This is a genomic window from Pseudomonas sp. KBN10P06128, from assembly GCF_037574945.1.
GTDB classification, from domain to species: domain Bacteria; phylum Pseudomonadota; class Gammaproteobacteria; order Pseudomonadales; family Pseudomonadaceae; genus Pseudomonas; species Pseudomonas aeruginosa.
In genome coordinates, this window is sequence record NZ_JBBELR010000001.1 from 4,824,494 (window position 1) to 4,850,008 (window position 25,515).

General features: G+C 67.4%; 24 protein-coding genes. 12 read left to right on the forward strand and 12 right to left on the reverse strand.

From position 1 onward, the window contains the following. Positions 1-11: 11 nt before the first annotated feature. The 3 genes from VQ065_RS22585 to fadD2 form a co-directional block, all read right to left on the reverse strand. On the reverse strand, positions 12-221 hold the full coding sequence (locus VQ065_RS22585) for a hypothetical protein (protein ID WP_003091642.1): 210 nt from the start codon (positions 219-221) through the stop codon (positions 12-14). Between the two features lie 119 nt (positions 222-340). Next, positions 341-2,029: a long-chain-fatty-acid--CoA ligase FadD1 gene (gene fadD1 / locus VQ065_RS22590; protein ID WP_003091643.1), complete on the reverse strand. Its 1,689-nt coding sequence runs from the start codon at positions 2,027-2,029 to the stop codon at positions 341-343. 234 nt (positions 2,030-2,263) lie between these two features. Further along, complete coding sequence (fadD2, locus tag VQ065_RS22595) at positions 2,264-3,952, reverse strand: long-chain-fatty-acid--CoA ligase FadD2 (protein WP_003091644.1); 1,689 nt, start codon at positions 3,950-3,952, stop codon at positions 2,264-2,266. 246 nt (positions 3,953-4,198) lie between these two features. Between fadD2 and VQ065_RS22600 the strand changes: the two genes are divergently transcribed. From VQ065_RS22600 to VQ065_RS22610, 3 genes are all read left to right on the forward strand, one after another. Beyond that, positions 4,199-5,149 (forward strand): alpha/beta hydrolase, encoded by a 951-nt coding sequence (locus VQ065_RS22600; protein WP_003091646.1) that lies wholly within the window; start codon positions 4,199-4,201, stop codon positions 5,147-5,149. Continuing rightward, positions 5,146-5,616, forward strand: a complete 471-nt coding sequence (locus VQ065_RS22605) for a MaoC family dehydratase (RefSeq protein ID WP_003091647.1) — start codon at positions 5,146-5,148, stop codon at positions 5,614-5,616. The genes VQ065_RS22600 and VQ065_RS22605 overlap by 4 nt, the downstream gene beginning before the upstream one ends. A gap of 150 nt (positions 5,617-5,766) precedes the next feature. Continuing rightward, the gene (locus VQ065_RS22610; protein WP_003091650.1) at positions 5,767-6,942 is read left to right on the forward strand and encodes an MFS transporter; all 1,176 of its coding nucleotides are present in this window, start codon (positions 5,767-5,769) and stop codon (positions 6,940-6,942) included. On the opposite strand, the gene VQ065_RS22615 is transcribed toward VQ065_RS22610, so the two are convergent. The 7 genes from VQ065_RS22615 to VQ065_RS22645 all read right to left on the reverse strand — a co-directional run bounded on the left by VQ065_RS22615 (position 6,923) and on the right by VQ065_RS22645 (position 11,684). Further along, on the reverse strand, positions 6,923-7,780 hold the full coding sequence (locus VQ065_RS22615; protein ID WP_003091654.1) for an efflux RND transporter periplasmic adaptor subunit: 858 nt from the start codon (positions 7,778-7,780) through the stop codon (positions 6,923-6,925). The two genes, VQ065_RS22610 and VQ065_RS22615, sit on opposite strands and share 20 nt — an antisense overlap. 27 nt (positions 7,781-7,807) lie before the next feature. Beyond that, positions 7,808-8,011 carry a DUF1656 domain-containing protein gene (locus VQ065_RS22620; protein WP_003091655.1) on the reverse strand — a complete coding sequence of 68 codons (204 nt, stop codon included), beginning with the start codon at positions 8,009-8,011 and terminating at the stop codon, positions 7,808-7,810. Continuing rightward, a complete protein-coding gene (locus VQ065_RS22625) occupies positions 7,998-9,992 on the reverse strand; it encodes an FUSC family protein (protein ID WP_003091656.1) in 1,995 nt (664 codons plus the stop codon). Before VQ065_RS22625 ends, VQ065_RS22620 begins: the two co-directional genes overlap by 14 nt. A 207-nt stretch (positions 9,993-10,199) precedes the next feature. After that, positions 10,200-10,313 (reverse strand): cytochrome c oxidase subunit CcoM, encoded by a 114-nt coding sequence (gene ccoM, locus VQ065_RS22630; RefSeq protein WP_003091657.1) that lies wholly within the window; start codon positions 10,311-10,313, stop codon positions 10,200-10,202. A gap of 248 nt (positions 10,314-10,561) precedes the next feature. After that, the gene (locus VQ065_RS22635) at positions 10,562-10,723 is read right to left on the reverse strand and encodes a hypothetical protein (protein WP_003091659.1); all 162 of its coding nucleotides are present in this window, start codon (positions 10,721-10,723) and stop codon (positions 10,562-10,564) included. Further along, complete coding sequence (locus VQ065_RS22640) at positions 10,720-11,322, reverse strand: alpha-ketoglutarate-dependent dioxygenase AlkB family protein (protein ID WP_003091662.1); 603 nt, start codon at positions 11,320-11,322, stop codon at positions 10,720-10,722. Before VQ065_RS22640 ends, VQ065_RS22635 begins: the two co-directional genes overlap by 4 nt. A 53-nt stretch (positions 11,323-11,375) precedes the next feature. Further along, positions 11,376-11,684 (reverse strand): hypothetical protein, encoded by a 309-nt coding sequence (locus tag VQ065_RS22645; protein ID WP_003091664.1) that lies wholly within the window; start codon positions 11,682-11,684, stop codon positions 11,376-11,378. 235 nt (positions 11,685-11,919) lie between these two features. On the opposite strand from VQ065_RS22645, the gene rapA reads away from it, so the two are divergent. Next, complete coding sequence (gene rapA / locus VQ065_RS22650) at positions 11,920-14,772, forward strand: RNA polymerase-associated protein RapA (protein ID WP_023434747.1); 2,853 nt, start codon at positions 11,920-11,922, stop codon at positions 14,770-14,772. A 282-nt stretch (positions 14,773-15,054) separates the two neighbouring features. After that, on the forward strand, positions 15,055-15,510 hold the full coding sequence (locus VQ065_RS22655) for a universal stress protein (protein WP_003091672.1): 456 nt from the start codon (positions 15,055-15,057) through the stop codon (positions 15,508-15,510). A 68-nt stretch (positions 15,511-15,578) separates the two neighbouring features. Here the strand turns inward: VQ065_RS22655 and VQ065_RS22660 are convergent, their stop codons facing one another. Then, complete coding sequence (locus VQ065_RS22660) at positions 15,579-17,234, reverse strand: phosphoethanolamine transferase (protein WP_003091675.1); 1,656 nt, start codon at positions 17,232-17,234, stop codon at positions 15,579-15,581. 331 nt (positions 17,235-17,565) lie between these two features. On the opposite strand from VQ065_RS22660, the gene VQ065_RS22665 reads away from it, so the two are divergent. After that, positions 17,566-19,746, forward strand: coding sequence for a putative bifunctional diguanylate cyclase/phosphodiesterase (locus VQ065_RS22665; protein ID WP_003091677.1), 2,181 nt, complete (start codon positions 17,566-17,568; stop codon positions 19,744-19,746). A gap of 3 nt (positions 19,747-19,749) precedes the next feature. On the opposite strand, the gene VQ065_RS22670 is transcribed toward VQ065_RS22665, so the two are convergent. Continuing rightward, complete coding sequence (locus VQ065_RS22670) at positions 19,750-20,640, reverse strand: NAD(P)-dependent oxidoreductase (protein ID WP_014603944.1); 891 nt, start codon at positions 20,638-20,640, stop codon at positions 19,750-19,752. Between the two features lie 148 nt (positions 20,641-20,788). Here VQ065_RS22670 and VQ065_RS22675 point away from each other — a divergent pair, with 148 nt between their 5' ends. The 6 genes from VQ065_RS22675 to VQ065_RS22700 all read left to right on the forward strand — a co-directional run bounded on the left by VQ065_RS22675 (position 20,789) and on the right by VQ065_RS22700 (position 25,458). Beyond that, positions 20,789-21,646, forward strand: coding sequence for a putative selenate ABC transporter substrate-binding protein (locus tag VQ065_RS22675; protein WP_003111582.1), 858 nt, complete (start codon positions 20,789-20,791; stop codon positions 21,644-21,646). After that, entirely contained in the window at positions 21,643-22,446 is an 804-nt protein-coding gene (locus VQ065_RS22680) for a phosphonate ABC transporter ATP-binding protein (protein ID WP_014603945.1), read from the forward strand. The genes VQ065_RS22675 and VQ065_RS22680 overlap by 4 nt, the downstream gene beginning before the upstream one ends. Beyond that, positions 22,440-23,273, forward strand: a complete 834-nt coding sequence (locus tag VQ065_RS22685; protein ID WP_003091683.1) for a PhnE/PtxC family ABC transporter permease — start codon at positions 22,440-22,442, stop codon at positions 23,271-23,273. The genes VQ065_RS22680 and VQ065_RS22685 overlap by 7 nt, the downstream gene beginning before the upstream one ends. Continuing rightward, entirely contained in the window at positions 23,270-24,040 is a 771-nt protein-coding gene (phnE, locus tag VQ065_RS22690; protein WP_003091685.1) for a phosphonate ABC transporter, permease protein PhnE, read from the forward strand. The genes VQ065_RS22685 and phnE overlap by 4 nt, the downstream gene beginning before the upstream one ends. A gap of 123 nt (positions 24,041-24,163) precedes the next feature. Beyond that, positions 24,164-24,892 (forward strand): hypothetical protein, encoded by a 729-nt coding sequence (locus VQ065_RS22695; RefSeq protein WP_003091687.1) that lies wholly within the window; start codon positions 24,164-24,166, stop codon positions 24,890-24,892. 65 nt (positions 24,893-24,957) lie between these two features. Further along, the gene (locus VQ065_RS22700) at positions 24,958-25,458 is read left to right on the forward strand and encodes a hypothetical protein (RefSeq protein WP_003091690.1); all 501 of its coding nucleotides are present in this window, start codon (positions 24,958-24,960) and stop codon (positions 25,456-25,458) included. Positions 25,459-25,515 lie beyond the last annotated feature (57 nt).

Sequence of the window (25,515 nt, forward strand, 5' to 3'; positions counted from 1 at the left end):
CGATGGCCCTCTCAGCGCCCCAGTCGCTTGAGCATCTCGGCCAGCGGCAGCGCATCGGCGGTCCCCGCCCGGCAGTCGGCGAGGCGATCCTCGGCCACTCGCAGCCATTGGCGCTCCACCTCGAGGCCGGCGCGATGCAGCAATGCCTGGGTCAGTTCCAGACGCCGGCTGATCGGCAGACGGCGTATTTCTTCGGCCAGGGCAGGATCGAGGCGGGCCATGGGGGGTTCCTCCGGCAGGTGATGCGCTGCCGGCACGTCCGCACACCGCTCACCCCGCAACCGACTGCCTGCAACGAAGAAGCCCCGCATCGGCGGGGCTTCTTCAGGCAACGGCGGACTTACTTCTGGCCCGCTTTCTTCAGCTCTTCGTCGCGCAGTTCGCGGCGCAGGATCTTGCCGACGTTGGTGGTCGGCAGGCTGTCGCGGAACTCCACGGCCTTCGGCCGCTTGTAGCCGGTCAGGTTGTCATGCATGTGCTGCATGACCTGTTCCTTGGTCAGGGTCGCCCCCGGCTTGACCACCACGAAGACCTTGATCGACTCGCCGGACTTCTCGTCGGGGATGCCGATCGCGGCGCACTGCAGGACGCCCGGCAGGGTCGCCAGCACGTCTTCCAGTTCGTTCGGATACACATTGAAGCCGGAGACCAGGATCATGTCCTTCTTCCGGTCGACGATGCGCATGTAGCCGTCTTCCTGGATGATGGCGATATCGCCGGTCTTCAGCCAACCATCGGCGTCGAGGATCTCGTCGGTGGCTTCCTGGCGCTGCCAGTAGCCCTTCATCACCTGCGGACCCTTCACGCAGAGTTCGCCGCGCTCGCCCAGGGGCACTTCCTGGCCGTCGTCGCCAATCACCTTGCACAGGGTCGAGGGCACCGGGATACCGATGGTGCCGACCTGGATGTTCTGGAACGGGTTGACCGATACCACCGGCGCGGTCTCGGTCATGCCGTAGCCTTCGCAGATGGCGCAGCCGGTGACTTCCTTCCAGCGCTCCGCGGTGGCCAGTTGCAGCGCCATGCCGCCGGAGAGGGTCAGCTTCAGCGCGGAGAAGTCCAGCTTGCGGAAGGTTTCGTTGTTGCACAGGGCGACGAACAGGGTGTTCAGGCCGACGAAGCCGGTGAACTTCCACTGGCCGAGGTCCTTGAGCATCGACGGCAGGTCGCGAGGGTTGGTGATCAGGATGTTGTGGTTGCCGGTGAGCATCATCGCCATGCAATGGAAGGTGAAGGCATAGATGTGGTACAGCGGCAGCGGCGCGATGAGGATCTCGCAGCCCTCGTTGAGGTTGGCGCCCATCAGCGCCTTGCACTGCAACATGTTGGCCACCAGGTTGCGGTGGGTCAGCATGGCGCCCTTGGCGACCCCGGTGGTGCCGCCGGTGTATTGCAGCACGGCGACGTCGTCGGCCTGCGGCGCGGCTTCCTGGAACGACTTGCCGGCGCCCCTGGCCAGCGCGTCGGTCAGCTTGGTGGCTTGCGGCAGGCTGTAGGCCGGCACCATCTTCTTGATGTGCTTGACCACGAAGTTGACGATGAAGCGCTTCAGCGGCGGCAGGATGTCGCCGACTTCGGTGACGATCACCTGCTTGACGCCGGTCTTCGGCAGTACGCCCTCGACCAGGTGGGCCATGTTGGCCAGGCAGACCACCGCCTTGGCGCCGGAGTCGTTGAACTGGTGTTCCAGTTCGCGCGCGGTGTACAGCGGGTTGGTGTTGACCACGATGAGGCCGGCGCGCATGGCGCCGAAGACCACGATCGGGTATTGCAGGACGTTGGGCAACTGGACGGCGATGCGGTCGCCGGGCTTGAGATCGGTGTGCTGCTGCAGGTAGGCGGCGAAGTCGCCGGACAGCTTGTACAGCTCGCCGTAGGTCAGGGTCTTGCCCAGGTTGGTGAACGCGGGCTTGGTGGCAAAACGTTGGCAGGACTCCTTCAGTACCGACAGGATGTTCGGGTACTGGTCGGGATTGATCTCGGCAGCAATACCCGCTGGGTACTTGTCCTTCCAGAAGTTTTCGATCATGGAAGCCCACTCCTAAGCAACAGCTAATCTTCACCGCTCATGGCGGCATCTTGTTGTGATCTGCTCGCTAACCCTGGACCCAGGGCTATTAGGCGCGCCGAGATTATCAGCTTTGCCAGAGGCAGACCAGCACCAAACATGACCTATTCGGTCAAAAAAATGACCGAGACATTAGTCTCGGTCACGGTCTTTCCTGTCCCCGGCAAATGCCCGTTTCAGAGCCTTGTAAGGCTATCAGGCGATTTCGCGCAGCTCACGACGGAGGATTTTACCCACAGGCGTCATCGGTAATGCATCCTTGAGCACAATCTGTCGCGGAATTTTGTATCCGGTGAGGTTTTCCTTGCAGTAGGCCTTGAGTTCCTCGACCGACAGGCTGGGGTCGCGGGCCACCACGAACAGCTTCACCGCCTCGCCGGACTTCTCGTCGGGAATGCCCACCGCCGCGCAACTGGCCACCTTCGGATGGGCCATCACCACGTCTTCGATCTCGTTGGGGTAGACATTGAAGCCGGAGACCAGGATCAGGTCCTTCTTTCGATCGACGATGCGCACGAAGCCGTCCTCGTCGATCACCGCGATGTCGCCGGTCTTCAGCCAGCCTTCGGCATCGAGAATCTCCTCGGTGGCCTCGGGACGCTGCCAGTACCCCTTCATCACTTGCGGACCTTTCACGCAGAGTTCGCCACGTTCGCCGACAGGCAGCTCGTTGCCCTGCTCGTCGATCACCTTGAGCGCCGTGCCCACGACCGGTATCCCCACCGTACCCAGGCGTGCCTGCTCGCCGTAGGGGTTGGTGGTCACCACCGGCGAGCATTCGGTGAGGCCATAGCCTTCCACCACGGTGCAGCCGGTGACGCCCTTCCAGCGCTCGGCGGTGGCGCTGACCAGTGCGGTGCCGCCTGAGTTGGTGAGCTTCAGGTTGGAGAAATCGACGTCCTTGAACCCGGGGTGCTCCATCAGCGCGACGAACAGGGTGTTGAGGCCGAGCAGCGCGGAGAAACGCCACTTCTTCAGTTCCTTGACGAAACCGGGGATGTCGCGCGGGTTGGTGATCAGCACGTTATGGTTGCCGCTGACCATCATGCACATGCAGTTCGCGGTGAAGGCATAGATGTGGTAGAGCGGCAGCGGCGCGATCATCACCTCCTGCGCCTCCTTCATCAGCGGCAGGCCATCCTTGCCGAGCTGGGAAAGCTGGGCGTGGACCTGCAGCATGTTCGCCACCAGGTTGCCGTGGGTGAGCATCGCCCCCTTCGAGACCCCGGTGGTGCCGCCGGTGTACTGCAACACGGCGACATCCTCCAGGCCGACCCTGACCGGCTGCAGGGCATGGCCCTGGCCTTGCTTCAAGGCCTGCCTGAACGGCAGCGCCTGGGGCAAGCGATAATCGGGGACCATCTTCTTCACCGACTTCACCACGCTGTTCACCAGCCAACCCTTCAGCGCCGGCAACAGGTCGCCCATGCGCGCCTCGATCAGGTACTCGATCCGCGTATCCGGGAGCACTTCCTCGACCAGCTTGCCGAACACGTTCAGGTAGACCAGCGCACGCACGCCGGCGTCCTTGAACTGGTGGCGCATTTCGCGGGCGGTGTACAGCGGATTGGTGTTGACCACCACCAGCCCCGCGCGCAAGGCGCCGAACACCGCGATGGGATATTGCAGGACATTGGGCATCTGCACCGCGATGCGGTCGCCGGGCTGGAGATCGGTCTGTTTCTGCAGGTAGGCGGCGAAGGCGGCGGACAGACGATCGAGTTCGGCGTAGCTGAGCGTCACGCCGAGATTGCTGAAGGCCGGGCGGTCGGCGAATTTCTTGCAGGAGCGCTCGAAGACCTCGACCACGGAACGGTAGGCGGCGAAGTCGAGACTGTCGGGTACGCCGGCCGGGCGTTTGTCGTTCCAGAATTCAGGTTGCATTTATTCTTGTCCTCTTACCTGAGCGGGTCTGGCCCGCGTGTGCGGGGTATCGGGCAACTTAGCAGTTGCATCGGACAGCGCAAATACTCCTCCTGCCCTTATTGATAGTGTGAATCTCCAGCCTGTCGCTCTTCGCCGCCCGCCATTCCAGAGCGGCCCGTGCCCAAGGGTGGCGCTTTTCCGGGACGAAACCGCGCACGCTGCTAGAATGCGCCGGAACGCGTCCGCCCGGCACAAGGAACGAACATGCCCGCCGCTGCCTACTGGCTCCCCGCCAGCGACGAAACCCCGCTGTACACCCGCCACTGGCCGAGCGCAACGGCCGTCGGCGCGGTGATGCTGTCCCACGGCATGGCCGAGCACGCCGGTCGCTACGAGCGTCTCGCCGCCGCGCTGAACGCTGCCGGCTACCACTTCTATGCGATCGACCAGCGCGGCCACGGCCGGACCGCCGAAGCCGACGAGCTGGGCCACTTCGCCGACCAGGGCGGCTGGGGCAAGGTGGTCGGCGACCTGGCCAGCCTGAACCACCATATCCGCCAGCAGCACCCGGAACTGCCGATCTTCCTGCTGGGCCACAGCATGGGCAGCTACATCTCCATGGCCTACCTGCTGCACCACAGCTGCAGCCTGCAAGGGGCGATCCTTTCCGGCTCCAACTACCAGCCGCAAGCGCTCTACCGGGTCGCCCGCCTGATCGCCCGCTTCGAGCGCTGGCGCCAGGGGCCGCTGGGCAAGAGCGCGCTGATCGACTTCCTCTCGTTCGGCTCGTTCAACAAGGCGTTCAAGCCCAATCGCACGGCCTTCGACTGGCTCAGTCGCGATCCGCAGGAAGTCGACAGGTACGTGGCCGACCCGCTGTGCGGCTTCCGCTGCAGCAACCAGTTGTGGATGGACCTGCTCGGCGGCCTGGCCGATATCACCCCGCCCACCCATCTGCGGCAGATCGATGCCGGCCTACCGCTGCTGGTCATCGGCGGCGAACGCGACCCGGTCAGCCAGGGCAGGCGCCTGGGCGACCTGGCCGACGCCCTGCGCGGCGCCGGGCTGCGCCAGGTGACCCTGAAGACCTATCCCGAGGCCCGTCACGAGCTGTTCAACGAGAGCAACCGCGACGCGGTCACCCAAGACCTGATCGACTGGCTGGAACAGGCCCTGCGCCACCGCCGGGATCATTCGACAAAGGAGAGAACATGAGCCAGGTCCAGAACATTCCCTACGCCGAGCTAGAGGTCGGGCAAAAGGCCGAGTACACCAGCAGCATCGCCGAGCGCGACCTGCAGTTGTTCGCCGCAGTCTCCGGCGACCGCAACCCGGTGCACCTGGACGCCGCCTACGCGGCCACCACCCAGTTCAAGGAACGCATCGCCCACGGCATGCTCAGCGGCGCCCTGATCAGCGCGGCGATCGCCACCGTGCTGCCCGGCCCAGGCACCATCTATCTCGGCCAGACCCTGCGCTTCACCCGTCCGGTCAAGCTCGGCGACGACCTGAAGGTCGAACTGGAAGTCCTCGAGAAGCTGCCGAAGAACCGCGTGCGCATGGCCACGCGGGTGTTCAACCAGGCAGGCAAGCAGGTGGTCGACGGCGAAGCAGAGATCATGGCGCCGGAAGAGAAGCTCAGCGTCGAGCTGGCCGAACTGCCACCGATCAGCATCGGCTGAGCGGCTTTCCCTACCGTCGGGCCATCCGGCCCGGCGGACTTGCCGGGCCGCCGCGCGCTGCTCTACCCTGTCCGCTGTCTTACCTCAATCACCAGGGATAACCGAAGGCATTCCACCGCCCGAAACCCCTTACCGGGAATCGGAGCCGCCATGGACCTTCGCTTGCTGTTGCTATCCCTGACCACCTTCGCCGCCGGCCTGGCGGAAAGCATCCTGATCGGCATCCTGCCGCCCCTGGCCGAAGACCTGCGGGTCTCCATCAGCCTGGCCGGCCAGCTCACCACCCTGTTCTCCCTCGGCTTCGCCCTCGCCGCACCGCTGCTCGGCTGGCTGACCCGGCGCATCGAACGCCGCCGCCTGCTGCTGGCGACCCTGCTGCTGTTCGCCCTCAGCAACGCGCTCGCCGCCCTCGCTCCGGGCTATCTCGGCCTGCTCCTGGCTCGCCTGGGAATGTCGGCCTGTTGCGGGCTGCTGATCGTCCTCGCCAGCCTGCTCGCCGCCGAGCTGGCCGCCCCGGCCCAGCGCGGCCGGGCGATCGGCCTGATCTTCATGGGCATCAGCGGTTCGCTGGTGTTCGGCGTGCCACTGGGCGTACAGATCAGCGACTGGTTCGGCTGGCGCTGGATCTTCGCCGGCATCGCGGTCTATTCGCTGCCCTTGTGCCTGCTGCTCTGGCGCTACCTGCCGCAACGCCAGGCCGGCGACCTGCCCGGCCGCGAAGGCTACCTGCAGCAGTTGCGCCAGCCCGCGCTGTGGCTCGCGCAACTGGTATCGATCCTGTTGCTCGGCGGGCACTTCACCCTGTTCGCCTATTTCACCCCGTACCTGGCGAGCATGGCCGGTATTCGCTCGCCCGGCGAGATCAGCCTGATCCTCCTGCTGATCGGCCTGGCAGCGCTGAGCGGCGGCTATATCGGCGGCTGGCTGGCCGACCGCCTCGGCCACCGGCGCGCCCTGCGTCTGGTGCCGGCGGCCTTCGCCCTGGCGCTGGCGGCGGTGCCGCTGAGCCTGGGCAGCATCGGGTTCCTGCCGGTACTGATGGTCTGGAGCGCGATCAGCTGGATGATCTCGCCGGTGGTGCAGAGCTTCCTGCTGCGCAGCGATCCGGCCAGCGGTTCCGCCGGCGTCGCCCTGAACACCTCGGCCATGCACCTGGGCGTGGGCCTCGGCGCGGCGCTGGGCGGCCTGGTGGTGGCGGCACTGGGAGTCGCCGCGACGCCCTGGGTCGGCCTCGCCCTGGTGCTGGCGGCGCTGGCCTGCGCGCTTGGCGCCAGCACGCTGGATGGCGCCACGCAAGCGCTGCCGCTCAGTCCCCCTGCACGGTAACGCTGGCGGTCATCCCGGCGCTCAGGTGGACATCCGCCGGCACCTGGTCGAGGCGGATGCGCACCGGAATGCGCTGCGCCAGGCGCACCCAGTTGAAGGTCGGCTCGACATTGGCCAGCAACTGGCCGTCCGGCGTCGAGTTGCGGTCGGTGATACCGCTGCTGATGCTCTCCACCGTGCCGTCGATCGGCTGATCGCCGCTCATCAGGCGGACCTGGGCGCGCATGCCGACGCGGATGCCGGGCAGCTTGGTTTCCTCGAAGTAGGCGACCACATAGAAGGACTGCTGGTCGACCAGCGCCATCACCGCCTGGCCCGCCGTGGCGTAGTTGCCCTGGGCCAGGCGCAGGTTGGTCACCTGGCCGTTGCGCGCAGCGCGCAGTTCGCTGCGCTTGAGGTTGAGTTCGGCGATCTTCACCTGGGCCAGCGCTTCCTGGTACTCGCTGCGAGCGATGGCGGCATTGATCTGGGCGTTTTCCTTGTCCTCGGCGCTGATCGCGCCGATGCCCAGGCGGCTGCGCCGGGCCGCCTCGTTCTGGCGCAACAGGTATTGCTGGTGACGGGTCTCGGCGACGGCGCGGGCCTGCTCCAGGTTGGCCTGGTAGCGTTCCTGGTCGATGCGCATCAGCACGTCGCCGACCTTGACCACCTGGTTGTCCTTGACCTCCAGGTCGGTCACCCAGCCGGACACGTCCGGCGCCACCACCACCACGTCGGCCCGTACCCGGGCATCGCGGGTCCAGGGCGAGAGCATGTAGTAGCGCCAGAGCCAGATGCCGGCGAGGACAGCGGCAGCGACCACCAGCAGGGTGACGACGACGCGAAGCGATGCACGCATGCGAATCTCCTTCTCGGGGCGACGGATTCAGGTCGTGGCCGCCCAGGTAATGCCACTCAACATCAAAATGAACAGGGCGCAGTCGAACAGCGCCTCGTGCCAGACCCAGCGACGCAACGGCGTTTTCTGGATCAGCACCCGCAGCGCGGCGGTGGCCGCCAGCGCCAGCAGGGCATAGACGAACAGCGGGCTGAGGTAGACGCCGCCCCAGGCCGACTCATGCAGACTCATGGCTTTCCTCCTGATGGCACCACTGCTGCCAGGTGAACAGCAGTTGCGCCAGGGCCGCGCGCGCCAGGCGGCTGGCTTCGTCGTCGTGGCGAGCGTCGCGCTCCAGGGCTTCGCGCAACGGCAGGCTGATCCGTTCCAGGCGGTCGCTGCGCGGCCCCGCGGGACCGGCCTCAAGCAGCTCGCCCAGTTCCCCGAGGAAGCGGTCGCGCGCCTTGCGCAGGACGCCACGGGCGCCTTCCAGGCAGGCCCGCAGGTGGATCAGTTCGTTACCCAGGTCGAGCGCCAGGAGGCCATCGTCCCAACGCCGCCGTTCCTGTTCCGGCAACAGGTTGGCGTGCCGCGCCAGGCGCAACAGGCGGTCGGCCATGCGCCCGCCGAACCAGTTCTCCGCCTGCGCCAGCGGGCGCCGGGTGAGGCGGCCGAGATCGACGCAGGTGGCGTCCAGCAGGCGTCGGGTCAGCCAGCCCGGACGCAAGGTCAGCAAGCGGAAGATCACCACCGCGAAGCCGACTCCGATCAGCACGCCTTGGGCGGAATTCAGCAGGGTCGCGAGGTTGTAGTCCATCTGGTTGCGCGGCGCGACCAGGACGATGAAGTGGATCGCGAACGAGGTGGCGGTGCCGGCGGTGACCGGTACGGCCATGCCCAGGGTGGCGAAGAACAGCGGCACGCCCATCGCCAGGCAGAGCAGCGGGAAGCCATTCCACTGCGGCAGCAGCCACTGGCTGACCAGCATCGCCGCCGGGATCGCGTAGACGATGCCGCGCAGGAAGCTCAGGCCGATGGCCACCGCGTTGTCGCGGTTGGCGAACAGGCTGCACACCACCGCCGCCAGCAGCATCGCGCCGGACGCCGCCGGCCAGGCGGTATAGATCCAGTAGACCGACAGCCCGAGCAACGCCAGGGCGCTACGCGCGCCGTAGAACAGCGCCATCTGCAGGTCGCGATGCCAGGACAGGGTGCCGGCGCTGCCCACCCGCCCCTCGACCTCGCCGCTGGCCACCGCGCGCATACCCTTCTCGGCATTCACCGCCTTGAGCAGCAGCACCGAGCAGCGGGTCAGCAGGTAACGCTGGTCGTTGCTCCACTGCGGCTCGACCGCGACCTGCGCCAACTCCTCGCGCAGCGCCTGCATCGACGCCGGATCGGTTCCTTCCAGGGCGCTGGCCAGCGCGGCCAGCCAGCGCTCCACCTGGCGCTCTTCCTCTTCGCTCAGCCGCGCCCGTTGCCGGGCCACGCCGCGCGCGGTGCGCAACAGGCTGAGCAGGTCGCGCGAGAGCAACGCCAGGGCGCCGGCCCGGCGCCGCCCGCGCTCGCCTTCGAACCAGGCATGGTCGCGCTGCGCATCGACCTCGACGATCTTGCTCAGCGCGTTGAGCAGCCCCTGCGGCTGCCGCTGGCGCGGGTCGATCTCGCCGCGCGCGGCCTGCATGCCCAGCAGCCAGGTGGCGTGGGCCTGCTTGTCGAGGTTCTGCTCGACCCGCTGCGGCCAGAGGATCGCACTGACCGCCGAGGCGCAGATGATCCCCAGGCAGATCTCGGTACAACGCGCCACCGCCTGCTCGAAGACCAGCAGCGGCTGGTCCACCGCCGGCAGGCCAATGATCGCCACCGTATAGCCGGAAAGTACGAAGGCATAGGAAACGTGGTTGCGCAGGGAGGTCGAGGCCGCCGTGCAGAGCCCCAGCCAGAGCGAGATGGCCAGCAGGAACAACCAGGGCGCCTGGGCGAACAGCGCGATCATCAGCACCGACATCGCGGTGCCGACCAGGGTGCCGAGCAGGCGGAACAAGCCCTTCGCCACCACCATGCCGGACAACGGCTGGGACACGATCAGCACGGTCATCAGCGCCCATTGCGGCTGCTCCAGGTCGAAGCGAAAGGCGCACCACAACGCCAGGCCGCCGGCCAGGAGCGTCTTGATGGCGAACTTGAGCGCCAGCGTCGAGGGTGCCAGGAACGGCTTCCAGTGAATGGGCACAGGGTCTTCCGAAACGGGGTCTACATCAGCATAGATAGCCGGCGAACGCCGAGGCGATATGTGCAGCCTATATTATTAGGTTGCTAACAATATCGTCCAGCGACATTCGTAGTATCCCGATCGCTGCGCCGGTGTTTTTCCAGGCGCAAAAAAACGGGCGACCGAAGTCGCCCTAAGTGCCTTGCGTGCTCTGTGTATCCGGGAGGATCAGCCTTTGCGGCTATGGGAATCCTTCCAGATGAAGTAACCGACCCCACCGAAGAAAGCGACCATGAGGCCTACCGTAAGAATCCCTGCGAGAACCACTTCGTCGATGAACATGTTGATGGCCTCCAGTTGCCGGTTGGGTGTTGCTCGATGGGCTCAGATTAGCGAGGCGCGGCGGCGCAATATTGACCTGGATCAATCGCCCGGACGGGCTTTTTCGGCCAGGTGCATGACACTGACCCAGGTCAAGTTTCGCAGGAGGGAGAATGCGGTCGGACGCCGCAGATAACCGGGGAAAACCTGCCCGATCGCCGCACGTTGCCCGCAGGAATGCGCCGCCGGCGAACGCGGCGGCAGAGGCTTCAGCGCTTCTTCGGCTTGCCTTTCGGCTTCTTCCGCGGCTTGCCCAGCGGCAACACCTGTTCGAAGGCCTTGCGGACCTCCTGCAGGCGCTTCTCGTGCACGTCGTGGATGCGCTTGTCGCGCTCGGCGCTGAGGTCGATCACCTTGTCGTCGTCGTTCATGGCTGGGGGTACACCAGGCGGAAGGTCAGGTTCAAACGGGGCATGCAGGAGCGGCGGGTCTTCGCCACCTGATGTTGCCAATGATGCTGGGTTGCGCCGCGCATGACCAGCAGGCTGCCATGGGTCAGTTCCAGGGAATGGGCGATGCGGGTCTGGCCCTTGCGCCGCAGGTCGAAGCGGCGGCTGCCGCCGAGACTGAGCGAGGCGACCAGCGGATCGCGGCGCAGCTCTGGCTCGTCGTCGCTGTGCCAGCCCATGGAGTCCTGGCCGTCGCGGTAGTAGTTCAGCAGCACGCCGTTGACCCGCTGGCCGACCTCGCGCTCCACGCGCTCACGGATCTCGCCGAGCAACGCGGTCCATGGCAGCGGCCGGTGGACCTGGCCGGAATAACGGTAGGCGGCTTCCGCGTCACCGTACCAGGCCACCAGGCGCGGGGTCGGGCGCTCCTCGCCATGGATGCGCAGGATCGGCTGTTCCCAGGGCGTTTCCTGTTCCAGGCGCAACAGCCAGGCGCTCGCCAGCGGCGCATCCAGCCAATGCGGGAGATAGCGCAGGTCGGCGTCCGGCAGGGTCAGGGGTGCGTCGGCGAACAGGTCCATGGGCCGCAGGTTACTACGCCGCAAGGCCGCTGCTGAAGCCTGGAAAACCAGGGTTACACTTCGATGTCGATCAATTGTCCCTTGCGCGGCAGCTCGTCCGCCTGGGCGCTCTCCCCCGCCTCGTCAGCCGGCGCCTCGTCCCCCTCGTCGCTCCGCGCGTGCGCCTCGCCGCCCTGGCGGCGCTGGCGACGGCGGTATTCCTCTTCCAGCCAGCTTTCCTCGTCGCGCTCCTGGCGCAAGGCGACGCCATCGCTGCCCGCGCCAGCCTGGGTCGGCGCGACCGGCGGCGTGGCCGGACGGGGCTTGGGCGGGTCCTGCTGGACGGTGACCGGGATCAGGCCCTGGGGGATCGGCGGAAGCATGCAGGCAACCTCTCTGGGTAGTGCCGCGTCATGGGTTCTCGCAGCGTGCCGGTTTGCGGCGTTCTTCTACAAGGGTTATCGGTCGACCCGCCGCTCGACTTGAGAACCAGCCGCCAGGCGGTCGCTCCCGTACCGACGGACGGCTCTCCGACGAAGCCCTGGCGCAACACGCAATCCATCGCCAAGCGTCGCTCAACGCCACGCGTTGCGGTACCATACCCGGCTTTTTTGGGAGGTGGACATGGCGCAGTATCAACCGGGGCAACGCTGGATCAGCGACAGTGAAGCGGAATTGGGCCTGGGGACCATCCTGGCCCAGGATGGCCGCCTGCTCACCGTGCTCTATCCGGCGACCGGCGATACCCGCCAGTACGCCTTGCGCAATGCGCCGCTGACCCGCGTGCGCTTCGCCCCCGGCGATGAAGTGACGCACTTCGAAGGCTGGAAGATGACCGTCCGCGAGGTCGAGGAAAGCGAGGGCCTATTGGTGTACCACGGCCTCACCGCGCAGAACGAGCAGCGCACCCTGCCGGAAACCCAGCTCTCCAACTTCATCCAGTTCCGCCTCGCCAGCGACCGTCTGTTCGCCGGACAGATCGATCCCCTGCCCTGGTTCTCCCTGCGCTACCACACTCTCGAACGCCGCAGCCAACTGCTCCAGTCCTCGCTCTGGGGCCTCGGCGGCGCCCGCGCCCAGCCGATCGCCCACCAGTTGCACATCGCCCGCGAAGTCGCCGACCGCATGGCGCCGCGCGTCCTGCTGGCCGACGAAGTGGGCCTGGGCAAGACCATCGAGGCCGGCCTGATCATCCATCGCCAGTTGCTCTCCGGCCGCGCCGGGCGGGTGCTGATCCTGGTTCCGGAAAACCTCCAGCACCAGTGGCTGGTGGAGATGCGCCGGCGCTTCAACCTGCAGGTGGCCCTGTTCGACAAGGAGCGCTTCGCCGAAAGCGATGCCAGCAATCCCTTCGAGGACACCCAGTTGGCCCTGGTCGCCCTGGAGTGGCTGAAGGAAGACGAACGCGCCCAGGACGCCCTGTTCGCCGCCGGCTGGGACCTGCTGGTGGTCGACGAAGCCCACCACCTGGTCTGGCACCAGGACCAGGTCAGCGCCGAATACGCGCTGGTCGAGCAACTGGCGGAGATCATTCCAGGCGTCCTGTTGCTCACCGCGACCCCGGAGCAACTCGGCCAGGACAGCCACTTCGCGCGCCTGCGCCTGCTCGATCCGAACCGCTTCCACGACCTCGAAGCGTTCCGCCGGGAGAGCGAGCAATACCGCCCGGTCGCCGAAGCGGTGCAGGAACTGCTCGACCACGGCAATCTTTCCGCCGGCGCGCGCAAGGCCATCCACGGCTTCCTCGGCAGCGAGGGCGACGAGTTGCTGGCCAGCGTCGAGGGCGGCGATGAAGAAGCCCGCTCGCGCCTGGTCCGCGAACTGCTCGACCGCCACGGCACCGGCCGCGTGCTGTTCCGCAATACCCGCGCCGCCGTGCAGGGCTTCCCCCAGCGCGAGCTGCACGCCTATCCGTTGCCGATGCCGAGCCAGTACCAGGAACTGCCGGCCGGTGAACACCCGGACCTGTATCCGGAAGTGAATTTCCAGCAACAGTGGGAAGACGGCGACGACAACAATCGCTGGTGGCGCTTCGACCCGCGCGTCGAGTGGCTGATCGATACCCTGAAGATGCTCAAGCAGTTCAAGGTCCTGGTCATCTGTGCCCACGCCGAGACGGCCCTCGACCTGGAAGACGCCCTGCGCCTGCGTTCGGGCATCTCCGCCACGGTGTTCCACGAAGGCATGAGCATTCTCGAGCGCGACCGCGCCGCCGCCTACTTCGCCGACGAAGAGTTCGGCGCCCAGGTGCTGATCTGCTCGGAAATCGGCAGCGAAGGCCGCAACTTCCAGTTCGCCCACCACCTGGTGCTGTTCGACCTGCCGGCCCACCCGGACCTGCTCGAGCAGCGCATCGGCCGCCTCGACCGGATCGGCCAGCGACACACCATCCAGCTGCACGTACCGCACCTGGAGAACAGCGCCCAGCAGCGTCTGTTCCAGTGGTACCACCAGGCGCTGAACGCCTTCCTCAATACCTGTCCCACCGGCAACGCCCTGCAACACGAGTTCGGCCCGCGCCTGCTGCCGCTGCTCGACGGCGGCGAGGACAAGGCCTGGGACGCGCTGCTCGCCGAAGGCCGCGCCCGTCGCGAAGCCCTCGAAGCGGAACTGCACAGCGGTCGCGACCGCCTGCTCGAGCTGAACTCCGGCGGCGCCGGCGAAGGCGAGGCGCTGGTGGAGGCCATCGAGGAGCAGGACGACGACTTCGCCCTGCCGATCTACATGGAGCGCCTGTTCGACGCCTACGGCATCCACAGCGAAGACCATTCGGAAAATGCCCTGATCCTCAAGCCGAGCGAGAAGATGCTCGACGCCGGCTTCCCCCTCGGCGACGACGAAGGCGTGACCATCACCTACGACCGTGCCCAGGCGCTGGCCCGCGAGGACATGCAGTTCCTCACCTGGGAACATCCGATGGTTCAGGGCGGCATGGACCTGGTGCTGTCCGGCTCGATGGGCAACACCTCGGTGGCGCTGATCAAGAACAAGGCGCTGAAGCCCGGCACCGTGCTGCTCGAACTCCTGTTCGTCAGCGAGGCCGTGGCACCGCGCGCCCTCCAGCTCGGCCGCTGGCTGCCGCCGCAAGCCCTGCGCTGCCTGCTCGACGCCAACGGCAACGACCTGGCCGGCCGGGTGTCCCTGGAAACCCTCAACGACCAGCTGGAAAGCGTGCCACGGGTCAGCGCCAACAAGTTCGTCCAGGCCCAGCGCGACGTGCTGGCCAAGCAGTTCGACGTGGCCGAGGGCAAGATCGTCCCGCGCCACGAGGAACGCGTGGCCAGGGCCAAGCAGCAGTTCGCCGCCGCCATGGACGAGGAACTGGCGCGCCTGACCGCGCTCAAGGCGGTCAACCCGAGCGTCCGCGACAGCGAGCTGGACAGCCTGCGCACCCAGCGCGAGGAAGGCCTGGCCCTGCTCGACAAGGCCTCCCTGCGCCTCGAGGCGATCCGCATCCTGGTCGCCGGCTGACGCCCGGCAACGGCTGCGCGAAACGAGAAGCCATGGGCCTCCCCCATGGCTTCTTTCATTTCATTTCCAGCGAAGGCCGCAACGGCGGATGGCCACGCGGCGACCGTTCGCCCCGTTCCCTGGCCCCCGCCGGGCCGCGAGCCGGGCGTCGCAGCGGAATCGCGACGGTCGCCCTGCGACTTATTGACCTCCGGCAAAGGTCCGCCGCCCGCGAGGGTCTACAGTGTCCTTGAAGTTTCAAGAACGCCCGGCGGGCGGACACTCACTCTGGAGGGACACCTTATGTACGATCGCATTCTGGTAGCCGTGGACGGCAGCCCGGTCTCCGACCGCGCCCTGGAAGAGGCCATCAAGCTGGCCGGCCTCAGCGGCGGCAAGCTGCGCGTCATCACCATCGTCGACAGCCCGCTGCGCCACCTTCCCGACTACGCGGTGTACTACAACCCCGAGCCGCTGCGCGAAGCCGCGCTGAAAGCCGCCGATGACGTCCTGGCCAAGGCCCGCGAGAAGGTCGAGGCGAGCAACGTCGAAGGCGCCACCTTCGATCGCGTCTGCCAGGAGCGCGCCAGCGAGGAAATCGCCGAGCGCATCGAACTCGAGGCCCAGGCCAGCGATGCCGACGTGGTGGTCATGGGCACCCATGGTCGTCGCGGCATGCGCCGCCTGATGCTCGGCAGCGTGGCGGAAGGCCTGATCCGCGTGGCTTCGCGTCCGGTCCTGCTGGTCCGCGACAAATAAGGCGAAAGCCGACGAAAAAGGCCGTGGGGGGAATCCTCCACGGCCTTTTTTCTTTCAGCCCCCGTCGCTCACTGGGCTGCCCTGGGCGCGCGGCAACTGGCGAAGATGTCCAGCGCCGGCTGGTACAACGAAGTCTGTACGTCCAGCAGGCCGAGAACCGAGTGGAACAGGTTGTCATGGCTCAGGTCCTTGTCGTCGCGCTTGCCGTCCAGGCAACTGCGCTGGATGCCCCAGTTGCCCAGCGCCTGCGGGGCGAACCACATGACCATCGGCACGTGGATCTGCGCCTGGGGCGCGATCGAATAGGGCGCCGCGTGCAGGTAGACGCCATTCTCGCCCAGCGACTCGCCGTGGTCGGACACGTAGATCATCGCCGTATCGCGCTTGTCGGCATTCCGCTTGAGCAATTCGATCACCTTCGTCAGGAAGTGGTCGGTATAGAGGATGGTGTTGTCGTAGACGTTCACCAGCTCTTCCTTGCTGCAACTGCCGAGCTGGTTGGTCCGGCATACCGGCTGGAAGCGCTCCATCTCCTTCGGGTAGCGCTCGTAGTACTCGGGACCGTGGCTGCCATCGGAGTGCAGGACGATGATGGCGTCGTCCTGCAACCCGTCGATGTACTCCTGCAGGCCTACCAGCAGCGACTCGTCCAGGCAGTTCTTGCCGTCGCAGAACGGACTCGGCTGGGTCTTCGGGATGTCCCGGTTGGGCACCCGCAGGCAGGTGCCCTTGCAGTCGCTGTTGTTCTCCAGCCACAACACCTGCACGCCGGCACGCTGGAGAATGTCCAGCAGGCCTTCGTGGGTCTTGGCCTTCTTGTCGCTGTAGTCCTCGCGCGGGTACTGGGAGAACATGCAGGGCACCGAGACCGCGGTGGAAGTGCCGCAGGAACGGACCTGGGTGAAGTTGACGATGTCCTGCTTGCTCAGCTCCGGGTTGGTCTCGCGGGCGTAGCCGTTCAGCGAGAAATGATCGGCACGGGCGGTCTCGCCGACCACGAACACCAGCAGCGATTTCTTCTGTCGCTGCAGCGCAGCCGGCGCCTGGCGGGCGTCCAGGCCGATCGGCTCGACCACCAGGTGCTCCTTGATCACCAGGCGCTGCTTGGCGTACTTGCCCACCGCGTAGATGTAGTTGGTCGGGTTGATGAAGTGGGTCAGCTTGTCTTCCTCGCGGAAGATCGGCGCGTAGGTGGAATAGAAGCTGCCTACCATTACCGCGACGATCAGCAGGCAGCCGAGCAGCGTCAGGATCTTGTTCAGCAGGCCGCGGAAGAACGGCCGGTAGCGTACCGGCCAGAGCCAGATCAGCAGCGAAGGCAGGACACCGAGCAGCAGCAGGTAGCCGAGCAGGGTCGGGTTGACCAGGTCGCCGGCCTCGGTGGCGTTGGTCTCGAAGACGTTCTGCACCATCACCGTGTCGATGCTGATGCCGTAGCTACCCATGAAGTAGGTCGCGCCGGCCGAGCACAGGGCGACCAGGGTCAAGGCCGGCTTGAGCAGCGGGCGGAAGGAAACCAGGGTCAGCAGGAGCGTGAAGGCGGCCCACAGGAACGCCGCGAACGAAGCGAAGAACGCGAAGCCCTTCAAGCCTTGCAGCGGCACCAGGCCATGCAGGGCCTTCCAGGTCGCCGCGTTGTAGAACACCACCAGAACCAGCGCGAACAGCATCACCAGCCGGGTCGAACCGATAGCCGGCAAGAAACGCTTGATACCCCCACCCATTGAAGCAACTCCTGAAACGTAACGGACCGCCGCCACCCCCGTGGCGGGGCGCCCGAACTCTATCGGGCGCCTGGTCAAAATTTCGTGAAGCCTCGCGAGCCCTCGCGGGCGCAGCGATCATGCCCGTGGCGATGGAGCCGGAACAAGCTCAGCTATGCCTTTTATCCCCGGGAAGATGCCGAAACCGGCCGTATGTCGGCGGCCAGCGACTTCCTTCCATGCCGACCTTGCAGGTGGCTCCCGCTATCTATACTGGAAGCACAATGCCACCCCCATCCCCAGCCCGCGCCCGCGCCGTCCGCGGGTTTTCCGTGTCCAGGGGGACACCGCTATGGATTGGCAAGGCCTGCGCTTCCTCGGAGAGTCTCCCGTCGACGGCTACGTGCTGCAGAACTGCACCTATTCTCCGTCGCTGGTGGCGCTCGCCTTCCTCGTCGCCTGCCTCGCCGGGTACACGGCGCTGGACATGGTCGAGCGGGTCGGCAACAGCCTGAGCCACCCGCGCCGCTGGCAATGGGTCGGGGCGTTCTGCCTGGGCAGCGGCATCTGGGCCACGCATTTCGTCGCCATGCTCGCGTTCCACGCGCCGATCGCCCTGCGCTACGACCTGCCGATCACCGGCCTGTCGCTGCTGATCGCCGTCGCCGCCTCGTACCTGGCGATGTACATGACCGCCCGCCCGCGCTTCGGCCTGCTGCCCTGCCTGCTCGCCGCCTGCTGCATCGGCCTGGGCATCGCCGCCATGCACTACACCGGGATGGCGGCGATGCGCTCGGTGGCCACCCAGTACTACCAGCCATCGCTGTTCGCCCTTTCGGTACTGATCGCCATCGCCGCCGCCTTCACCGCCCTCGCCGCGGTCCCCTACCTGCGCGGCCGGCGCAGCGCGCGCTACCGCTACATGAAACTGATCGCCAGCCTGCTGCTGGCCGGCGCCATCGCCGCCATGCATTTCACCGGGATGGCCGCGCTGGTGCTCAGCGTACCCGCCGGCACGCCGCTGGAACTGCAAGCCAGCGCCGACTCGCTGCGCCTGGGCTGGCTCACCGGAGTGCTCGCCAGCGCCATCGCCGCCTGCGGCATCTGGGCCGCATGGTCGGAGAAACAACGGGAGCGCCGGCTCAGCGAAAACAGCCGGGTCAACGCCCTGCTCAACCAGCTCGACCACGCCCACGCCTCGCTGCGCCAGATGGCTCGCTACGACAGCCTGACCGGCCTGCAGAACCGCACGGCATTCAACGAAGTGTTCGTCCAGCACCTGGAGAACTGTCGCCTGAGAGGCAAGGGCCTGGCGGTGATGTTCCTCGACCTCGATCACTTCAAGCGGATCAACGATTCCCTCGGCCACGACTCCGGCGACGAGCTGCTGAAGATCGTCTCCGAACGCATCCGCAGCGTGTTGCGCGATAGCGACGTGGTGGCGCGCTTCGCCGGCGACGAGTTCTGCGTGCTCGCCGACCTCACCCAGGACCACGAGGCGCACATCCTCTCGCAACGCCTGATGCAGAAGATGAAGGAACCCATCGCCCTGGACGGGCGCACCCTGGTGATGACCGCCAGCGTCGGCGTCAGCCTCTACCCGAACGACGGCGAGCAGTGCGAGGAGCTGCTGAAGAACGCCGGCCTGGCCCTGCACCAGTCCAAGGCCTGCGGGCGCAACAACGCGCAGTTCTTCAGCCGGCAACTGCTGGTGCGGGCGACCCAGGAACTGCAGATGGAGGAGGAACTGCGCCAGGCCCTGCGCGACGACCAACTGGAGCTGCACTACCAGCCGATCCTCGCCCTCGCCGACGGCGAGGTACACCAGTTGGAGGCATTGGTGCGCTGGCGCCATCCGACCCAGGGCCTGCTCGGTCCGGACCGCTTCATCGGCCTGGCCGAAGCCAACGGCATGATCGACCAGCTCGACGACTGGGTGCTGCGACGCGCCTGCCGCGACCTGCGCAGCCTGCACCTGGCCGGCCACGAACGGCTGCGGGTGGCGGTCAACTGCTGCGCCAGCAATCTCGGCCGGGCCAGCCTGGTCGACGAAGTCCGTCATGCGCTGGAGCAGGCCGGGCTGGCGGCGCGCTTCCTCGAACTGGAGGTGACCGAGGACGCGCTGATGTACAACATCGACCAGACCATCCCGCTGCTCGAACGCCTCCGCGAGCTGGGCGTCAGCCTGTCGATCGACGACTTCGGCACCGGCTATTCGTCGCTCGCCTACCTGCGGCGCCTGCCGCTGGACGCGCTGAAGGTGGATCGCTCGTTCATCATGGACATCCCCGCCTCGCAGCGGGACATGGAAATCGCCCAGGCGATCATCGCGATGGCCCAGAAGCTCCATCTGAAAGTCGTCGCCGAGGGCGTGGAAACCCCGCAGCAACTGGCGTTCCTGCGGGAGAACCATTGCGAGCTGGTACAGGGCTACCTGTTCAGCCGGCCACTGCCGCTGGCGGCCCTGGAAGAGTTCCTCCGCGCCTACCGCTTCGACGCCGCGCCGCCGCTGCGCAGCCTGAACCAGGCCTGAGGTTCACTCGACGGCGGTCCGGTATTGCTCCACCAGGGTCGCCGGATCGCGTTCGAGATTGCCCTGGCTGCCGTGCAGACGCATCAACTGCGCGGCCAACCCGCTCATCGGGGTGGCCGCGCCTTGCTCGCGGGACAGCTTCACCGCGGTATCGAGATCCTTGAGCAGGGTCCGTACGTGCCACTTGACCGGCTCGTAACGGCTCTCGGCCATTTGCGGGGCGAGGATCTGCAACGGCTTCGAGTCGGCGAAGCCGCCCGCCAGCGCCGGAGCGACCAGGCTGGCGTCGACCCCGGCCCGCTCCGCCAGCGCCACCACTTCGGCGATCACCAGGGCGTTGCAGGCAACGATCATCTGGTTGCAGACCTTGGTCACCTGCCCGGCGCCCACCTCGCCCATGCGCGTCAGGCGCTGGCCGAGCTGGGAGAGGACCGGCCGCAGGCGCTCGATATCCGCTGCGCGTCCGCCGGCCATGATCGCCAGGCTGCCGCTTTCCGCGCCCGGCGTGCCGCCGGAGACCGGCGCGTCGACCCAGCGCACGCCGCAGCGCGCCTCCAGCTCGGCGGCCATCTCGCGGGTGGCGGCCGGCTCGGCGCTGGAGAAATCCACCAGCAACTGCCCGGGCCTGGCGTTCTCGACGATGCCGCCGGCGCCGAACACCACTTCGCGCACCGCCGCGGTATCGGCCAGGCAAAGCATCAGGATTTCCGCGTCGGCGGCCAGTTCGGCCGGGACCTCGACGGCTTTCGCGCCCTCGGCCGCGAGCAACTCGCGTTTGCCCGGCGAACGGTTCCACACCGCCAGCGGATAGCCGGCGGCCAGCAGCCGGCGGCACATGGGCACGCCCATCAGGCCGAGACCGGCGAAGGCAAGGGAAGGCAGGGAAGCGGACATGGCGGACTCCAATACGCAACGAATGGGCACGGGGAGCGCCATATTACCCGCGAGGCGCCGGCGAGCAACGCCGCGACGGCTGCCCAAGCGGGCCGCGCACCACTATACTCCCCGGGTTTTTTCCGCCATTGAACCGGAGAACTCTCCCATGTTGAAACGCTCCCTGGCGCTCGCCGCCGGCATCGCCCTGTCCCTGTCCGCCGCGCTCGCCCACGCCGAAGCCCTGAAAGAACTCAAGGTCTCGGCGATCCCCGACGAAGCGCCCACCGAACTGCTGCGCAAGTTCAAACCGCTCGGCGCCTATCTGGAGAAGCAACTCGGCATGCCGGTGAAGTTCGTCCCAGTGGCCGACTACGCCGGGGTGGTCGAGGCGCTGGCCGCCGACCGCCTGGACATGGCCTGGCTGGGTGGCTTCACCTTCGTCCAGGCGCGGCTGAAGACCGGCAACGCCATCCCCCTGGTGCAGCGCGAGCAGGACCAGCAGTTCACCAGCAAATTCATCACGGCCGATCCCCAGGTGAAATCCCTGCAGGACCTGAAGGGCAAGACCTTCGCCTTCGGCTCGGTCTCCTCCACCTCGGGCAGCCTGATGCCGCGCTACTTCATGCAGAAGGACGGCATCGTCCCCGAGCAGTTCTTCTCCCGCGTCGCCTACTCCGGCGCCCACGACGCCACCGCGGCCTGGGTCCAGGCCGGCAAGGTCGACGCCGGCGTGCTGAACGCCTCGGTCTGGCAGAAGCTGGTGGACAGCGGCAAGGTCGATACCGCCAAGGTCAAGGTCTTCGCCACCACGCCGACCTACTACGACTACAACTGGACCGTGCGCGGCAACCTCGACCCGGCCCTGGCCGAGAAGATCAAGCAGGCCTTCCTCGCCCTCGACCCGGCGAAACCGGCCGACAAGGAGATCCTCGACCTGCAGGCCGCCAGCCGCTTCATCGAGACCAATCCGGACAACTACAAGGGCATCGAGGAGTCCGCACGCGCCGCCGGCCTGCTGAAGTGAGCCTGAGCCTCGACGGCGTGGACCTGGTCCACGCCGACGGCCAACGCGCCCTCGCCGACATCCGCCTGCGCCTGGCCGCCGGCGAACGGGTGGCCCTGATCGGACCTTCCGGCGCCGGCAAGACCAGCCTGCTGCGGGTGCTCGCCAGCCAATGGCAGCCCAGCGCCGGCCGTGTCGAACTGCTCGGCGAGGAACCCTGGGCGCTATCCGCCGCCGCCCGCCAACGCCTGCGCGCGCGCATCGGCCTGGTCCACCAGGCGCCGCCGCTGCCGCCACGGCAGCGGGTGGCCAGCGCGGTACTGGCCGGACGCCTCGGCCAGTGGCCGCTGTGGAAGAGCCTGGCCAGCCTGGTCTATCCGCTGGACCGCGCCGGCGCCCACGACGCGCTGCAACGCCTGGATCTCGGCGACAAGCTGTTCCAGCGCTGCGACCAGCTTTCCGGCGGCCAGTTGCAGCGGGTCGGCATCGCCCGGGTGCTCTACCAGCGCGCCGAGCTGATCCTCGCCGACGAACCGGTCTCGGCCATGGACCCGGTGCTCGCCGGCCATACCCTGGCCCTGCTCAACCGCGAGGCCGCCGCGCGCGGCAGCACCCTGCTGGCCAGCCTGCACGCGGTGGACCTGGCGCTGCAACACTTCCCCCGGGTGATCGGGCTGCGCGCCGGACGCATCGCCTTCGACCTGCCCGCCGGCGAAGTCGACCGCGCCGCGCTGGACGCCCTCTACGCCAACGAACAACTGCAGGCCGAGCGCGCCAGCCCGGCCGGCGAACCCACCGTGGTGCACATCCCACGATGCTGAACGCCGCTTCTCCGCCGCGCGACCCCGCCGCCCTGCCGCGCCTGCTGCTGACCCTGGCCGCGTTACTGCTGCTCTGGCCGGGGCTGCGCCTCAGCGAACTGGATATCCCCGGCCTGTTCAGCGGCGACAACGCGCGCACCATGGGCGGTTTCCTCGCCGGCTTCTGGCCGCTGGCGCACGATCCCGAGTTCCTCGCCCTGCTCGGCCGCGCGACCCTGGAAACCCTCGCCATCGCCACCGCCGGCATGGCCCTGGCCTGGCTCCTGGCGTTTCCCGCCGCACTGCTGGCGACCCGCGCCCTGTCGCTCTCGGCACTGCCGCGCGGCGGCCTGCCGGCCTGGTGGGCACGGGCACTGCGCTGGCCGGTGCGCGGCCTGCTGATCCTCCTGCGCAGCGTGCCGGAAATCGTCTGGGCGCTGCTGTTCGTCCGCGCCGTGGGCCTGGGGCCCACCGCCGGGGTGCTGGCCATCGCCATTACCTATGCCGGCATGCTCGGCAAGGTCTACGCGGAAATCTTCGAGTCGGTGGATCCGCGCCCCACCCGCGCCCTGCTGCTGGGCGGCGGATCGCGGCTGGCGGCGTTCGCCTACGGGGTGCTGCCGAACGCCGCCGGGGAAATGATTTCCTACACTGTCTATCGCTGGGAGTGCGCGATCCGTGCTTCGGTGGTGATGGGCTTCGTCGGCGCCGGCGGCCTCGGCCAGCAGATCGACCTGTCGCTGCGGATGTTCGCCGGCGGCGAGGTTGCCAGCATCCTGCTGACCTTCCTCCTGCTGGTCCTCCTCGCCGACCTGCTGAGCCGCTTCCTGCGCGGGAGGCTGGCATGAGCCGGACCTGGCGCCTGCTGCTCTGGCCGCTGCTGGTGGTGGCCGCGGTGGGCGCCTCGTTCGCCTATCTGGACATGGACACCGCAGGTCTTTTCAGCGGCAAGGGACTGGGCCAGATGGCCGCCTACGCCAGCGAGTTCTTCCCGCCCGACCTGTCCGCTCCGCACCTGCGGGCGATTGGCCGGGGGCTGCTGGAAACCCTGGCCATGTCGGCCATCGGCACCCTGCTGGCGGCGCTGCTCGGCCTGCTCTTCGCGCTGCCGGCGGCAGGTCGCTTCGGCGTGCCGGCGCAGAGCCTGGCGCGACTCCTGCTCAATGCGCTGCGCGCGGTGCCGGAGCTGGTCTGGGGCGCGCTGATGGTGCTGGCGGCCGGGCTCGGGCCGAACGCCGGGACCCTCGCCCTGGCGCTGCACACCGGCGGCGTGCTCGGCCGGCTGTTCGCCGAAGCCCTGGAGAACACCCCGGCGCAGCCCGCCGAGGCCTTGCGCCTGGCCGGCAGCGGACGCCTCGCGGCATTCGCCTATGGCACCCTGCCGGGGGTCTGGCCGCAACTGGTGGCCTATACCCTGTACCGCTGGGAGAACAATATCCGCATGGCCAGCGTGCTCGGCTTCGTCGGTGCCGGCGGGCTCGGGCAGATGCTCTATTTCAGCCTGAGCCTGTTCCAGCAGGCCCAGGCCGCCACGGTGATCCTGGCCATGCTGGTCCTGGTGCTCGGGGTCGACAGCCTGAGCGCCTGGGCGCGGCAGCGCTGGGTCAGCCAATAGGAAAACGCGCCGCCGCGTCCGTTCGAGGAAATTTACGAAGCCCGCCGAAGATCGGGCATCATCGGTGCTCGGAGCCATCAGGGAGGCACCCCGCCTCCAGGTGTCCAGGGAGAGGAAGGAACCATGCGCAAACCACTGCTATCCGCATTACTGCTGGGCCTGCTGGCCCTCGGCGGCTGCAGCCTGCCCCAACAGCAGGCCGGCGCGCCGACCGAGCAGCGGCTCGGCACCCAATGGGGCGAAGGCGTCGCCTCGCCGGTCACCTCGGTGGCCCTGCGACGTCTATCGGAGCAACCGGTCGATCGCCGCCAGGTGTTCTACAGCGCGAGCCGCTTCGATGGACGTGCCATCAAGGAACTGCCCCTGGCCAAGGGCCGGGTGGGCTTCGCCGTACTCGACGAGGATGGCGGCAAGTTCGACCTCGTGCAGCACCGCAGCACCCTGCAACTGCAGGGCCGAGAAGGCCAGCGCTACCGCCTGTGGCTGCACAACCTCGGCGGCGCGACCTACGAGGTGGTCGCCACGGTAGACGGCCTGGACGTGCTCAACGGCCAGCCGGGCAGCCTGAAGAACCGCGGCTATGTGCTGGAACCGGGCGAGAGCCTGGTAATCGAGGGCTTCCGCAAGAACGAACGGGAAGTCGCGGCGTTCCGCTTCGCCAGTCCCGACGATGCCTACGCCAGCAACAGCGCGGCCGGCGACAGCCGCAACCTCGGCGTGATCGGCGTGGCCCTGTTCGAGCTGGACGCTCCGGCCAGCGGTCGCGAGGCGCCGGCCGACGGACCGCTGGCATTTCCCGCCGACGCCCGGAACGGCGGCGGCTACGCGCCGCCGCCGCGCTATCGCGACTGAGGCATCTTCACGAAAACTGCGCGGCGGCGTTCCTTCATAAGCAATCCATCTCACAGGAGCCGCCGATGAACCGCTTTTCACTGCCCCGCCCCGACGCACGCCAGTGCGTCGCCGGCCTGGGTTTCTCCGCCCTTCTGCTGCTGGCCTCCTCGGCCAACGCCGCCGCCTGCCGCGACATCACCAGCGTGCAGCAAAGCGCCGACGCCACGCGCAATACCTCGATGGGCGGCCACGTGACGCAGCACATCTACGGGATGACGCCGCCGTCCGGCTCGTCGCAGAAAGACAAGACCCTGTTCAAGTCGAGAGGCAACTACGACGCGGCCTGGCGCCAGTACGGATACATCGACAATCCGGTGGCCTGCAGCGGCAACAGCAAGTTCCAGGTGGTTTCCCTGGAGAAGCTGCACATGGGCAAGATCGATGCCTACTCCTGCAAGCAGGCCGACGGCCAGGGCGTCTGCACGCGCTGGGATACGTACATGGCCAAGGAGATTTCGTACGGTTTCGTCCTGAAAGACGGCAAGTGGATCCTCAATACCCTCTACCCGGTTCCCCTCGACTAGGGCGCAGGCCGTCCGCGCCGGCCGCCCCATTGCAGGGAGCCGGCGCGGCCGTCCGGG

Bases quoted from the DNA above. Each gene is read 5' to 3' on its own strand.
- VQ065_RS22615 (WP_003091654.1), bottom strand. From the start codon at position 7,780: ATGCGTGCATCGCTTCGCGTCGTCGTCACCCTGCTGGTGGTCGCTGCC.
- VQ065_RS22645 (WP_003091664.1), bottom strand. From the start codon at position 11,684: ATGCTTCCGCCGATCCCCCAGGGCCTGATCCCGGTCACCGTCCAGCAG.
- ccoM (WP_003091657.1), bottom strand. From the start codon at position 10,313: ATGTTCATCGACGAAGTGGTTCTCGCAGGGATTCTTACGGTAGGCCTC.
- VQ065_RS22660 (WP_003091675.1), bottom strand. From the start codon at position 17,234: ATGGGTGGGGGTATCAAGCGTTTCTTGCCGGCTATCGGTTCGACCCGG.
- VQ065_RS22675 (WP_003111582.1), top strand. From the start codon at position 20,789: ATGTTGAAACGCTCCCTGGCGCTCGCCGCCGGCATCGCCCTGTCCCTG.
- VQ065_RS22605 (WP_003091647.1), top strand. From the start codon at position 5,146: ATGAGCCAGGTCCAGAACATTCCCTACGCCGAGCTAGAGGTCGGGCAA.
- VQ065_RS22600 (WP_003091646.1), top strand. From the start codon at position 4,199: ATGCCCGCCGCTGCCTACTGGCTCCCCGCCAGCGACGAAACCCCGCTG.
- VQ065_RS22640 (WP_003091662.1), bottom strand. From the start codon at position 11,322: ATGGACCTGTTCGCCGACGCACCCCTGACCCTGCCGGACGCCGACCTG.
- VQ065_RS22695 (WP_003091687.1), top strand. From the start codon at position 24,164: ATGCGCAAACCACTGCTATCCGCATTACTGCTGGGCCTGCTGGCCCTC.
- VQ065_RS22685 (WP_003091683.1), top strand. From the start codon at position 22,440: ATGCTGAACGCCGCTTCTCCGCCGCGCGACCCCGCCGCCCTGCCGCGC.
- VQ065_RS22610 (WP_003091650.1), top strand. From the start codon at position 5,767: ATGGACCTTCGCTTGCTGTTGCTATCCCTGACCACCTTCGCCGCCGGC.
- fadD2 (WP_003091644.1), bottom strand. From the start codon at position 3,952: ATGCAACCTGAATTCTGGAACGACAAACGCCCGGCCGGCGTACCCGAC.
- VQ065_RS22665 (WP_003091677.1), top strand. From the start codon at position 17,566: ATGGATTGGCAAGGCCTGCGCTTCCTCGGAGAGTCTCCCGTCGACGGC.
- phnE (WP_003091685.1), top strand. From the start codon at position 23,270: ATGAGCCGGACCTGGCGCCTGCTGCTCTGGCCGCTGCTGGTGGTGGCC.
- VQ065_RS22700 (WP_003091690.1), top strand. From the start codon at position 24,958: ATGAACCGCTTTTCACTGCCCCGCCCCGACGCACGCCAGTGCGTCGCC.
- VQ065_RS22635 (WP_003091659.1), bottom strand. From the start codon at position 10,723: ATGAACGACGACGACAAGGTGATCGACCTCAGCGCCGAGCGCGACAAG.
- VQ065_RS22670 (WP_014603944.1), bottom strand. From the start codon at position 20,640: ATGTCCGCTTCCCTGCCTTCCCTTGCCTTCGCCGGTCTCGGCCTGATG.
- fadD1 (WP_003091643.1), bottom strand. From the start codon at position 2,029: ATGATCGAAAACTTCTGGAAGGACAAGTACCCAGCGGGTATTGCTGCC.
- VQ065_RS22585 (WP_003091642.1), bottom strand. From the start codon at position 221: ATGGCCCGCCTCGATCCTGCCCTGGCCGAAGAAATACGCCGTCTGCCG.
- VQ065_RS22620 (WP_003091655.1), bottom strand. From the start codon at position 8,011: ATGAGTCTGCATGAGTCGGCCTGGGGCGGCGTCTACCTCAGCCCGCTG.
- VQ065_RS22655 (WP_003091672.1), top strand. From the start codon at position 15,055: ATGTACGATCGCATTCTGGTAGCCGTGGACGGCAGCCCGGTCTCCGAC.